Annotated in this window: 12 protein-coding genes; 2 read left to right on the top strand and 10 right to left on the bottom strand. The window is 43.6% G+C overall.

Annotated elements, in window-relative coordinates:
• Window positions 1-27: 27 nt before the first annotated feature.
• Window positions 28-555, bottom strand: coding sequence for a hypothetical protein (locus HB679_RS18740; RefSeq protein WP_214073547.1), 528 nt, complete (start codon window positions 553-555; stop codon window positions 28-30).
• 204 nt (window positions 556-759) lie between these two features.
• Entirely contained in the window at window positions 760-2,241 is a 1,482-nt protein-coding gene (locus HB679_RS18745) for a DNA/RNA non-specific endonuclease (RefSeq protein WP_214073548.1), read from the bottom strand.
• A 276-nt stretch (window positions 2,242-2,517) separates the two neighbouring features.
• On the opposite strand from HB679_RS18745, the gene thiL reads away from it, so the two are divergent.
• Window positions 2,518-3,576, top strand: a complete 1,059-nt coding sequence (gene thiL, locus HB679_RS18750; RefSeq protein ID WP_214073549.1) for a thiamine-phosphate kinase — start codon at window positions 2,518-2,520, stop codon at window positions 3,574-3,576.
• A 117-nt stretch (window positions 3,577-3,693) separates the two neighbouring features.
• Here thiL and rmuC read toward each other — a convergent pair whose 3' ends face one another.
• Window positions 3,694-5,097 (bottom strand): DNA recombination protein RmuC, encoded by a 1,404-nt coding sequence (gene rmuC, locus HB679_RS18755; protein ID WP_214073550.1) that lies wholly within the window; start codon window positions 5,095-5,097, stop codon window positions 3,694-3,696.
• Between the two features lie 88 nt (window positions 5,098-5,185).
• Entirely contained in the window at window positions 5,186-5,503 is a 318-nt protein-coding gene (locus tag HB679_RS18760) for a helix-turn-helix domain-containing protein (RefSeq protein ID WP_255547661.1), read from the bottom strand.
• Between the two features lie 142 nt (window positions 5,504-5,645).
• Between HB679_RS18760 and HB679_RS18765 the strand changes: the two genes are divergently transcribed.
• Window positions 5,646-6,614 carry an aldo/keto reductase gene (locus HB679_RS18765; RefSeq protein WP_214073552.1) on the top strand — a complete coding sequence of 323 codons (969 nt, stop codon included), beginning with the start codon at window positions 5,646-5,648 and terminating at the stop codon, window positions 6,612-6,614.
• Here the strand turns inward: HB679_RS18765 and HB679_RS18770 are convergent, their stop codons facing one another.
• The 6 genes from HB679_RS18770 to HB679_RS18795 form a co-directional block, all read right to left on the bottom strand.
• Window positions 6,615-6,905, bottom strand: a complete 291-nt coding sequence (locus HB679_RS18770; protein WP_214073553.1) for a hypothetical protein — start codon at window positions 6,903-6,905, stop codon at window positions 6,615-6,617.
• Window positions 6,906-6,959: 54 nt separating this feature from the next.
• Window positions 6,960-7,442: a gliding motility lipoprotein GldH gene (locus HB679_RS18775; protein ID WP_214073554.1), complete on the bottom strand. Its 483-nt coding sequence runs from the start codon at window positions 7,440-7,442 to the stop codon at window positions 6,960-6,962.
• Window positions 7,443-7,456: 14 nt separating this feature from the next.
• Window positions 7,457-8,851: a regulatory iron-sulfur-containing complex subunit RicT gene (gene ricT, locus HB679_RS18780; RefSeq protein WP_214073555.1), complete on the bottom strand. Its 1,395-nt coding sequence runs from the start codon at window positions 8,849-8,851 to the stop codon at window positions 7,457-7,459.
• Window positions 8,852-8,853: 2 nt separating this feature from the next.
• Window positions 8,854-9,999 (bottom strand): hypothetical protein, encoded by a 1,146-nt coding sequence (locus tag HB679_RS18785; protein WP_214073556.1) that lies wholly within the window; start codon window positions 9,997-9,999, stop codon window positions 8,854-8,856.
• A gap of 141 nt (window positions 10,000-10,140) precedes the next feature.
• Window positions 10,141-10,809 (bottom strand): OmpA family protein, encoded by a 669-nt coding sequence (locus HB679_RS18790; RefSeq protein WP_214073557.1) that lies wholly within the window; start codon window positions 10,807-10,809, stop codon window positions 10,141-10,143.
• Window positions 10,810-10,971: 162 nt separating this feature from the next.
• Window positions 10,972-12,300, bottom strand: a complete 1,329-nt coding sequence (locus tag HB679_RS18795) for an APC family permease (protein WP_214073558.1) — start codon at window positions 12,298-12,300, stop codon at window positions 10,972-10,974.
• Window positions 12,301-12,363: the final 63 nt, after the last annotated feature.

Below are 12,363 nucleotides of genomic sequence, written 5' to 3' on the forward strand. Positions count from 1 at the left end.
CGCGTCTCTTTTTTTTAAAATAATATTTTAAGATTCGTTAAAATCAAAAGATATGGATTTGATATAACTGCCGCCTATCTCAAAAAGTATAGAACAGTCTGTACCTTTAATATCGACCACCACAAAATTTTCCTTCATATTTCGCCATGAGTTTGGAAAGATATCTCTTACATATACTGCGCTGGAGCCTATGTTTATAGGCTTGCTAAATTTCCCTTTCAACTTAAATATATAGGATAAATTAGAACCTTTAAAATCGATATGAGTTACGCTATTATCTTCAATTGTAAAAACCGCAAACGGATAGTAATAATCCGTATACATATGTTCAGTGATTTCTGATTTTGCAGTTAAAGTTTTAAGAGGTTTGCCAAATATCTTTCTGATATTGTTATTGTTTATTTCAACTTCTACCTTTTTGTTTTTGTAAACCAGATCGAAGTCTTTTGTCTGGTCGAACATCCAGGGATAAAATTTTTTATTTTGCTGCGCGATAGAAGCATTAACAAACAGGCAACTAAGCATCAATGCAACAATAAGTAATTTGATTTTCATTTAGGTTGATTTTATAGTCAGAAAAGTAAAAAGGCCCATCAACAGTTTATTGGTAAGCCGCTTTTTCTAAAAATTTTTCCGGCCTTCGGCCGTATTTTTTGTGACGGGTTGCGCCGGTTTTTAGCCTAATAAAACGGCCTGTCAACATTTCATCAACAGGCCGTTTTCTAAAAAATTTTCGGGGCCTTTGGCCCTATTTATGATTTAGTTTCCAGTGTCTTGTTTAACCTCTAAAGCTGCTTTTACGCTGCCTGGCAGTGCGGAAAATAAATTTAAACCTGTTGCGGTTTCAATAGCTTTTGGAGTAGTTAAATAAGTTTTCCAATCTACGTTTATGGAGTTGATGTTAGGTGTGTTGACAGCGATAACACGGGTTGAAGTGCTGATGCGAGATAAATCGCCATCGCCTACCGGTAAAATTACGGCCACTTTCCAAACATTACTTGGTACGGTTACTTTACCCATATCTATGGTACTAACCGTACTGGCACTTGCAGAACCAACGCCTCCACTACCGTAGCTACCCATAATAATGTAAACTTCATTACCTGCAAAAACTTGATCGCGTAAATAGCCCTCTAACCCGTTCCAGGTTTGCTGGTTATTTTGTGGAGCTTGTGGAATCATGTTAGTCATCAGGAATGTAGCCGAATTAGCATTAACTGAACTGGTACGGTCTGCAGACGGACAGTTGTGACCCCTGTCGAAACCAGAACCGCTATAACCGTTGCTTTGTACAGCAAACCAGGTTGGGTCTAAGCCACTAAAAGCGGCAAAGTTATCTAAACGGCCTGTAGCATTAGTGCAATTGCTTGCATCAAGGTGCCAGCTTACCCAGTTAGGCTCATTACGGTTATTGTTGTACGATTCGACGTAATAACCCTGGTTTAGCAGGTAGTTAGTGTTTGCGGCCAAAGTTGGTAAAGCGTCTGATGGATTACCTAACAGCAGATTGCTGTTGTCGCCGCTTGCCGGTGGAGCGTCAGTACCTACCGTTACACCTCTGGCACCTGCAGCAGTAGTTGATTTTGAAGTGTCAGTCGGATTGGTATCCGGAACGCCAAGGCTTATGCCCGGGTCGCCGGTACCAATGAAAGCAATGTCGTCAAAATTAACGCGCGCCGAGGTATTTGCTGTAGTGTTTTTAATCTCAAACCTAACTTTACCGGTAACGCTAACTTTAAATGTATCAGTTTTAAACGTAGTGGCGTTTGTTTCCTGAATGTCGGTGCCCACCTGTGTATAAGTAGCACCACCGTCGATAGACATTAATAATTGCCAGGTTGAATTGGGATCGGTTCCATATTTGGCATGTCTGATCACCAGCGATTTTAAACCATTGATATCAAAATTCATGTGGAAATCGCCAACTTTCGATCTAACAGACCAGTTGCCATTTTTAACATCAGCAGCCAAATTTCCAATCAGAGCGTTGTTGAAGTTCCATGAACCGGTATATAAAGTAACGTCACCGGCAGCATAACCTGCTTTAGTACCTGATTCAAAATTTTCGGTAATGTTATAAGGCGTTGGTTGGGTTGTTCCTGTGGTGCCGGTAGTACCGGTTGTACCTGTGGTTCCTGTTGATCCGGTAGGTCCGGTATTGCCGGAATCATTTTTCTTACAGCCCACAACCGTAACCACCGCTGCAAAACCTGCATAAATAAGTATTTTTCTTAATTTCATGTATAAATGTTTTTAAGGTAAATATCGGTAACCAATGTTAATTGCGTGTTAAAAATGTTAACACGCTTTAAATACAATTAAATTGTTACACAAACAAAACTGTAACCAGCAGTTAAAAAGTTGTTTTAGTAGTATTTACACGATTTGAATTATGCTTTCGTATTTTTGCCGGATAAAGGATTTCACAGATTTGATAAACGATTACACAGAAACTATAAGTGAGATAATCGAGACAAAAATCTTCATCATCCTTTAAATCATAAAATCGTGTTCAATATGTTTGATAATAAAGAGAAAACCAACATCGAAGCCCTGGGCGAATTCGGCCTGATAAATCACTTGACTAAAAATATAGCATTAGTTCAAAAAAGTACGCTAAAAGGTGTTGGCGACGATGCTGCCGTATTAGATCCCGAAGGAAAAAAAGTTTTGATATCTACCGATATGCTGTTGGAAGGGATTCATTTCGACCTGGCCTATACTCCATTAAAGCATTTGGGCTACAAAGCTATACAAGTTAACCTGAGCGATATTTATGCCATGAATGGCATAGCAACCCAGGTAACTGTAGGCATAGGCATGTCAAGCAAATTCCCGATAGAAGCTGTTGAAGAAATTTATGAAGGAATTTACATCGCCTGCGAAAAATACGGTGTGGACTTGGTGGGTGGCGATACCTGCTCGTCAAAACAGGGCCTGGTTTTAAGCGTAACCTCAGTAGGTTATGCAAATGCCGAAGATATAGTTTACCGTGACGGCGCCCAGGAAGGCGACCTGATCTGTGTGTCGGGCGATTTAGGCGGCGCTTACGTAGGACTGCAATTATTGGAGCGCGAAAAGTTAATTTATCTGGAAAACCCTAACATACAACCCGATTTGGAAGGCAAAGATTACATTGTAGAGCGCCAGTTAAAGCCCGAGTCGCGCCGCGATATCATTGAACTGTTAAAAGAGATCGACGTAAAACCTACTGCTATGATTGATGTGTCTGACGGGCTGGCTTCAGAGATCATGCATATTTGTAAGCAAAGTAATAAAGGCTGCAGCATTTATGAGGAAAAGATCCCCATTGACCCGATGACTTTTGAAACAGCCCGCGAATTTAATCTTGACCCAACAGTTTGCGCGCTAAGCGGCGGCGAAGATTATGAATTGCTATTTACCGTAAAGCAGGCCGATTATGAAAAAATTAAATTTAAAATGGATATTAGTATTATAGGGCACATTACAGAGCCGGCATCGGGATGTAACCTGGTTACCAAATCGGGCAATTTACATCCGTTGAAGGCGCAGGGCTGGAATGCTTTCCCGAATAGTGATACCTCGAACAGCTAAGCTTTTAAACCTAAAACCCAACCACACGAAAGATCTATTGTTGTTGCTGCTATATTATTAGCAGCAATGCCTCACTGGCGCAAAAATTAGTAGTGTTTAATATGCGCTATTTACTACTTAATCGGCGCTGATAGCATTTTCGGCCGGGTCGTCATCACCCACTTCAATATATTTTTGGTCGAGCTGTTTATTGGCTTTGGCGCCCAGGCTTTTGATCTTTTCGGCAGTTTTGGTAAGGTTACCATTGCCTTCGGTTAGTTTGTTAATGGCATTATCATAAGCGCTTTGGCTTTGCTTAATGTTTTTGCCGATACTTTCCATATCGGTAACAAAACCCACAAATTTATCATACATGGCACCGCTTAGGCGGGCAATCTCCAACACGTTACGATTTTGGCGCTCCTGTTTCCAGATGCTGGCAATGGTGCGTAACGTCGCCAGTAAAGTCGACGGACTAACAATCACCACACGTTTATCCCAGGCATCGCTAAACAATTCAGAATCTATCTGCACCGCAAAGCTAAATGACGACTCGATAGGGATAAATAACAGCACAAAATCAGGGGAATTAATGCTGTACAGGTCATGATAGTTTTTAGAGGATAGCCCATGCACATGGCTGCGAATAGACTCGACATGTGCTTTTGAGAATAACTTACGTTCATCCTCGGTTTCGCAGTTTACCAAACGCTCGTAGGCTATCAGGGATACTTTAGAGTCGATGATTAAATGTTTTTCGTCCGGAAGGTCAATGATTACGTCGGGCTGCAGTCTGGAGCCATCAGCGCCGGTTAAACTGGCTTGTAAGCGATATTCCTGGTCCTTAACCAGGCCTGAGCGTTCTAACACACGCTCCAGGATCACCTCGCCCCAATTACCTTGCTTTTTATTGTCGCCTTTAAGGGCTTTTGTTAAGTTTTGTGCCTCGTCGCTGATCTGGCGGTTCAAATCCATTAACTGGGTGATCACGCCTTTCATGGTATTGCGTTCGGCCGCTTCCATGTTATAAACTTTGTCAACCTTATCTTCAAAAGCTTTCAGGTTTTCTTTCAGCGGATTAAGGATAGTATCCAAGTTGGCGCGGTTAACATCAACAAACTCTTTAGATTTTTCTTTCAGCAATTTTTCGGCAACATTCTCAAACTCTTTCTGAAATTTTTGCTGGATGTCTTGTATGCTTTTTTCCTGGTCGCCCAAACGTTCGCGTTGTGCCTTGAAGGATTCTTCGGCCTTAGCCATGCGGTTTTTTTCGGAAACCAATTGTTGATTCAGGTCGGCCACAGCAGCATCGTAGCGCTCGCGCTCGTCCTGTAATAGACGGTCGGCTTTGTCGCGCTCCTGGCCCAGGTTCAATGCGCGCTCCTCGGCTTTAGCCAGAGAAATATTCAGGGTAGTATTTTCTGTTTTTAAACGCGCAACATCATCCGCAGAAATACCTTCGGCTGTGGCGGGCTTTTTTAAGAAAAGCAATACAGAAACTAGCAGTATAACCAGGCAGGCTACTAAAACAGCGACAATCATTTTGATAAAAATATTAGCAAAACGAAGGTAGAGAAAAAATAATTACCGTTTACCTATTGGCTCATCTCAAATGAAAAAATAAGCGGGTTTATTGTACCAGTGTTGGTGTCGGTAACTGAAGTAATGGCTCCAGTAAAGGACGATTAGCCTCTCCCCATTTTGCTGTAACGGCTATAACTGGAATTAATGATTTGCCCAATGGAGTGAGGGCGTACTCCACCTTGGCCGGTTTTTGACTAAAAACTGTTTTTGTTATGATGCCAAGGCTGGTCAATTGCGCTAACTGCGTGTCTAGCAGGCGACGGGATGCCCGCGGTATGCGTCGATGCAGTTCGCCTGGTCTTATAATTCCACTATGGATACACCAGATCAGGTTGATTTTCCATTTGCCGCTGATAACTTCCATGAATACGTGAAGCCCGCATTCAAGTTCGACCGGTATTTTTTTCTCGTACATCCCGCAAAAATAAGTCATCTCATTGTCCTATCCTATAGGGCTGAATTTAGCCGTACTTGACTTTGCATTTCAGCGCAACGAAATTTGAATTATGAAGATAAAACTATTTGGAAAACAAACAGGATTGCCTGCCAGCCAATTGATATTGGGCGCGGCAAGTTTCGGAAGCCGTCGTGGCTATGGTGCCGTTGTAGATGACATTCCACAAATATTATCGGCGTATGTAGATTCGGGTGGAAATTTTATTGATTTAGCCGATCAATATCAATTAGGAGAAGCAGAAGAAATTGTTGGAAAATATGTAGCGGCTATGCGCAACGACTTTATCATTTGCACCAAATACACACGCAGCAGCGAGACAAATCCGTCGCCGGCTAATTTCGGTAATCACCGCAAGACAATGCGACAATCAGTTGAGGCCAGTTTGAAGCGATTGAAAACTGATTATATAGACATTTTCATGCCGCACTTTGATGACGGCATAACACCGATTGAAGAAGTAGCCCGGGGATTAGAAGATTTGTTGCAGGCCGGAAAAATATTATATACCGGGCTTGCTAATTTTCCTGCGTGGAAAGCTGCTGCTATAGCAAAAACAATACCACTTACGGCATTACAGATAGAATACAGTTTGGCGCAGAGAACTGCAGATCGTGAACTAATGGACATGGCTAGTTATTTCGGGCTAGGGACCATGCTTTATTCGCCGCTTGCAGGTGGTTTGCTCACGGGGAAATATAGACGAGGGGCATCTGGACGGCTAACATTATCTGCTTCAGCAACTTATCATGAAGACGAAGCAACGAAAACTATTTTAGATGAGTTAGAGACAATAGCAAAAGAAATAACAGTAACACCGGGCCAGGTGGCTTTAGCCTGGGCGCTTACGAGAGACGCTTTTCCGATTATTGGGGCCCGTACTTTAAATCAACTTCAGGAAAGCTTAAAAACGGTAGATATTCAACTTTCTGCAGAGCAGGTATCGAGATTAGATATTGTAAGCAACATCCAACTTGGCTATCCTCATGAAATACTAAAAACGGTGCAACGGCACTACTAGCTATTTTTTGGCGTTGCCTTTTGCCGGCTTTGGCTTGGCGGTATCTACCAGCGGGTTGTCGGTGTTAAAGCCATCGGTACTGGTATCGGTTCCGGCGGTGGTTTCGGCAAAAGGTGCCGCAGAGCCGTTAATGGTGTCAGAAGCTGATGAAGTTTCTGGCTTTGTTGGACCGGATGCACCGTGCTTTGAGCCGGTATCGGGCTGGTCATTGCCGGTTTTCTTTTGGGCACTATTACAAGCTACAAATACTAAAAATGCAGGTATAATTAAAATTGCTGATAGTTTTTTCATGGCTTGGTTGATGGTAGATATTAACAAAAATATTTAACGCGGCTCTAGGTATTGTTATTGTGCTTTTTCTACGCGAAGGCCAACATCGCTTACCTCTTTAAGTGGATTGTCGCGCATGTTTTGCTCCAGCTCAAAAGTATAAGCGCCCTTAACCGGGAATTTATAATTCTGTGCAAACTCAATTTGGTAGCTATACAAATTACCCGAGCCATCGCCAAGCCATTCACCATCTGGGTTAGCCAATTTAAACTCCAGGCGGGTGCTGGTACTTTTATGGTCGGGGTTGGTTTGGTGCACCAGTACAAAAATGTTTGAATACCGGTAATCGGCCGTAACCCGTAAATTTAAATACAGGTTGTAAGCCAAATGCACATCGTCAATCTTAACCACTTCTTTGATCTTGTTAGTGTACGACCAATTGTTGTTGCTTAGCTCGGTATTTTGATCGATGACAGATTTGGGGTCAGAACAACCGGCCCACAACAAAGTAGCTACCATCAAAAAAACCGGGAACAGATATTTTAAAGCGCTTTTCATTGCTTGTTATTCGTTTATTCGGCCGCCGGGCGATTTGCTTCACCTCCGCCATTGCCGCCACCACCACGGTTTCTGTTGCGGTTTTTATTCCTGTTTCGGTTACGATTGTTGTTACCGGCACCTTCAGGCCTTGGTTGACCCTGGCCCGGAGCGATATTTTGCGGCCTTGGCTGCTGCGGTTGGCCACCGGCATCTGCCTGTCTTGGCGGATTTGCGGGGCGCGGTTGGTTGGGTTGCGCGTTTGGCTGGCCGGTTTGATTATTGGGGTTCGGCTTTTTGTTATTGCGATTTTTGTTTTTCTTTTTAGCGTTGCGATTGCGCTCGTCTAAACGGGTAAGACTATCTTGCCCAACTACGTTCTCGTAATCTAATGCTTTGGCCGGTTCGTTTTCTACCTCAACAAATACTACTAAATCGTCAGGCAATATGCCTTCTCTGTTCATTTTCTGTACCTCTTTTACTCTATCAAGCGGTACCGGTATCCACGCTTCTTCCTGTGGAAAGCTGAACCACATTTGCTTTTTAAAGATGTCTGTTTTTTGCAAACGCGCGTCGCCTTTTACCGTTTTCAACACGTTTACATTATCAGGGATATGTTTCAGCGCATCCATGTAAGTATCCAGTTCGTAGTTTAAACAGCATTTTAACTTGCCGCACTGGCCGGCTAATTTTAAAGTATTTAATGACAGGTTTTGATAGCGAGCTGCCGAGGTTGAAACCGTTTTAAAATCAGTTAACCAGGTTGAGCAGCATAATTCGCGGCCGCACGAGCCGATACCACCCAAACGGCTTGCTTCCTGGCGCATACCTATCTGGCGCATCTCAATGCGGATGCGAAAGGTCTCGGCCATTTTCTTGATCAGTTCCCTGAAGTCAACGCGGCCTTCGGCCGTATAGTAAAATGTAGCTTTGGTTTTGTCGGCCTGGTAATCCACGTCGCTGAGCTTCATAGATAGGTTCAAGCTCAGGGCCAGTTTGCGTGCGCTGTGCATGGTTTCCCACTCCATATCTTTGGCTGCTTTCCATTTGTCCACATCAGCAGGGGTAGCACGGCGGTAGATCTTCTTTAAGACATCCTCTTCCTTAACGCGGCGGCGGGTTAGCTGTACGCGCACCAGCTCGCCGGTTAACGATATATGACCAATGTCATAACCACCCGTAGCGGTTTCGACAACAACCAGGTCGCCGTTCTCTAAATATATGTTATCGCTGTTTAAGAAAAACTCTTTGCGAGAGCCTTTAAATTTTATTTCAACGATGTTAAAAGGCTTATAATTTACCGGCATATCCATATGCGACAGCCAGTCGTACACATCTAATTTGCTGCAGCCGTTAGTAAGGCAAGACCCGTTACTTTTGCAGCCTGCGGGCGAACATCCGCCACCCGTTGAACAACTTCCACATCCCATAATTAGTTCGATATATATTGATTCCCTTGCGGGCTTGTTTTAAGTTTTAAAAAACTCATAATTTGTAAAGATACATCTAAAAATAAAATTTTAGGGTTTGCATTTCTTTCCACGTGATAATGTGCTTTTTCCAACTCGGCAATGATAGCCTGGTTCATAGAAATATTCATCACCGCGCTCAGTTTTTGCGCTGTATCCAGTTCTGTAGCGGGTAAATGTACCAGCTGGCCGGCGCCTGCAATTAGCAAACAACATTCGCGTACAAAACTTATCCCGTAACGTAAAAAATTCTTCTGATTTTCGCGTCCCATTTTAGATAGTTGGTCGACAAAGCCCACCAACTCAATCCCCTTATTGGCAAAACACAAACGTAACCACTGCACAAAAAGGCTGTGATAGCTTTTATCGTCCTGCTGCATCATCAATAATGCATCAGTAAAATTTCCGTTGCTTAAATAGGCCAGCTCGGCTGCCGCGCTTTCTGTTTGATGATGTTGATTGATGAGTTCATCCTTAACATCATCGTAAGTTAAACACGGTATTTTAATCAATTGCGTTCGCGAAAGAATGGTATTCAGAATTTGATCTTGATTTTGCGCCACCAACAAAAACAGGGTATTGGGTTGCGGCTCTTCAATGATCTTCAAAAGTGCGTTGCCCTCCTTATCCAAATATTCCGGCAGCCAAAGTATCAGTATTTTATATTCAGATTCGAACGGTTTAAAGCTCAGTTTTTTAATGATCTGGTGGCACTCGGCTATGTTGATGTTGGCTTGTTTATTATCGGCATCCAGGTAACCGCGCCAAATATCCAGACTCAAATAAGGTGAAGCCAGCAGAGCTTCGCGCCATTGTTCAATGAAAGTAACGGCCGTGTCGTCTTTATGCTTAGCAAAGAATGGATAAGAAAAATGCAGATCCGGATGGGCCAGCTTTTGATATTTACGGCAGGATGAGCATTCGCCGCATGAGTCTTCTTCCTGTTTTTCCAGGCATGACAAATATTGGGCGTAAGCAACAGCCAAAGCCAAACTTCCCGATCCCTCCGGCCCCAAAAACAACTGTGCGTGACTAACCCGGTTCTCTTTCACCGAGTTAATCAGCCTTTGCTTTATGGCCGCTTGCCCAACTATTTGCTTAAACTGCATTGGTGCAAATTAGCAATTTGATTTGAGATATGACACGAATGCCCAGCCACCATATCTTTTTTACAAAAGTTTGGCGGTTGAGCTATAAAAACAAAACCCCGGCAATTGCTCGCCGGGGTTTAAAACTATAAGTATTAAATATTATTGGCCCTGTGCGGCTTGTTGTTTCATTTGGTCGTTGGCAACGATACTGATTTCCACACGACGGTTTTGCGTACGCCCGGCGGCGGTTGTATTATCAGCAATTGGTTCTGTAGAACCCTTGCCTACCGTAGTTAAGCGAGAGGTGCTTACTTTATCGGCTACAATAAAAGAACGTACTGCTTCTGCCCGGCGGATAGACAGATCCATATTGTGGTCATCGCTGCCGGTATTGTCGGTATGGCCAACGATGGTAATGTTGGTTTGTGGATTATTGATTAATGAGGCAGACAGGTTATGCAGGTTTGACTGCGCGGCCGGTTTCAGGTCGGCTTTATCCACATCGAACAAGATACCTGAATCAAATTTTACGACTATTCCTTCTCCTTGCCTGACTACTGTGGCGCCGGGTACTGTTTGCTTAATCTCGGCGGCCTGTTTATCCATTTTATGACCGATCAAAGCACCCGCTGTACCACCCACAGCACCACCAATTATTGCGCCTAAAGCTGTATTACCCGCACTATGGCCAATTAAGGCGCCAATTGTACCACCGGCACCCGCGCCAATGGCCGCCCCTTTTTGCGTTTTATTTAATGAGCTGCAACCGGTACCTATAACACCAATGGTAAGGGTAAGGGCTACTAAACTATTTCTGATTGCTTTCATAAATTTTATATCGATGTTCTTAGATAACAAGGCAAACCAAGTGCCAAGTAAATAGCAATCAATTAAAAGCCCGCTAATAGCATTGAATAACAACTCCTGAAATAGTTTTTTAATGCAGGCGAAAAGTGAGGCGATAATCACGCCAAAGCGGCTGACTTATTTTTAGTACACGCTTTCGGTTTTTCGCGCACGCCAGCGTAATAGTTGCCAGAACAATTCGGCACTGGCTAAAGTAATTATCGCAAACACTGCTGGTTTTACGGTTTCTGCGGATGAGGAGAAAGCCCCGCCTAGGGCGATAAAGTAAACTGACGCAGGAAGGATTAATAACAGGCACAAAGTGGTTGTGTTTAAGGGGATCTTAAACGGCCGGTGAAACTCAGGTTGTTTGCGGCGGAGTTTGATGAGCGAAATGTATTCTAAAGATAAACCTGCGCCATAAACGGTTACATCAATGATCAACAAGTCGGCAAAGGTCCACAGAATCATCAAACTCACCACTACCGAGCAGATAATGATGGATATATAAGGCGTTTGAAAACGAGAATGCAGTTTGTTGATGCGGGCTGGCAATAAACTATCCTCAGACATCACCTGGGGCACCCGGGATACTGACAATAGTACAGCCGCATAGATACCCAAAGTACTGGCCATGCCGCCCAAAGCCAATAGTGCGCCGAGCCAATGCCCGCCAATCATTTCGCCCAATGCCGGAAAGCCTTTATCGGTTAATACCGCCGGACTAATACCCCATAATTGCGCCACCCAGATCACCAGAAAATAAATGACGATAACCAGGGCAAAAGCCACAAACATAGAAACAAGGTAAGAACGAACCGGTTTTTCCACCTCTTCGGCATAAGTGGTGGTATTGTCCCAACCCAGGCAGTTCCACATTACGGTGTATAGCGCCATCCCAAGTGATGGAAAGGCTACGTGTTTTAACGATGGTGCAGGAATAAAAAGCACGCCATGGTGATTGAAAAACGCCATCCCAAAAAGTATAGCAAAAGGCGTAAGCACTGCTGCGCCTAAAACCAATGATACTTTACCCACCGGCACAATACCAAGGATGTTTAACCCGGCAGATGCCCAGATGATAACGAGGCAAACCGGGATTTTATACACCTCTAATCCCGGAAAGAAAAAGGAGGCATATTGGACAAATAGCACCGGGTAAATAGCCAGATCGACAAAAGTATATAACCAGGTCCACCAACCTTCATAAAATCCCCAGCGGGTACCCAGGGCGTACTTTACCCATTTGTAATAGCCGCCGGTTACGGGCATCATACTGTTTAGCTCGAGCACGGCGAAAATGGCAGGGATGTCCCACAATAACGGCGTAAGCAACAATACCAATAAGGCTTCATGCTGCCCGGCATAATCTAACAAAGGCTCCAATCCATATGGTCCGCCAGACACGGTGAAGAATATTACCGCGATGAGTTGTATTGGCCTGATTTTCTTTACGTACCGGGTCGATGTCATTCGGGCATAAAAATATTGTTTTATACTGAATTTGAGGAATTACTGGTACGACAAATATATCAA

The sequence above is a fragment of the Mucilaginibacter sp. dw_454 genome (assembly GCF_018449775.1).
In the GTDB taxonomy this organism is placed as follows: Bacteria; Bacteroidota; Bacteroidia; order Sphingobacteriales; family Sphingobacteriaceae; genus Mucilaginibacter.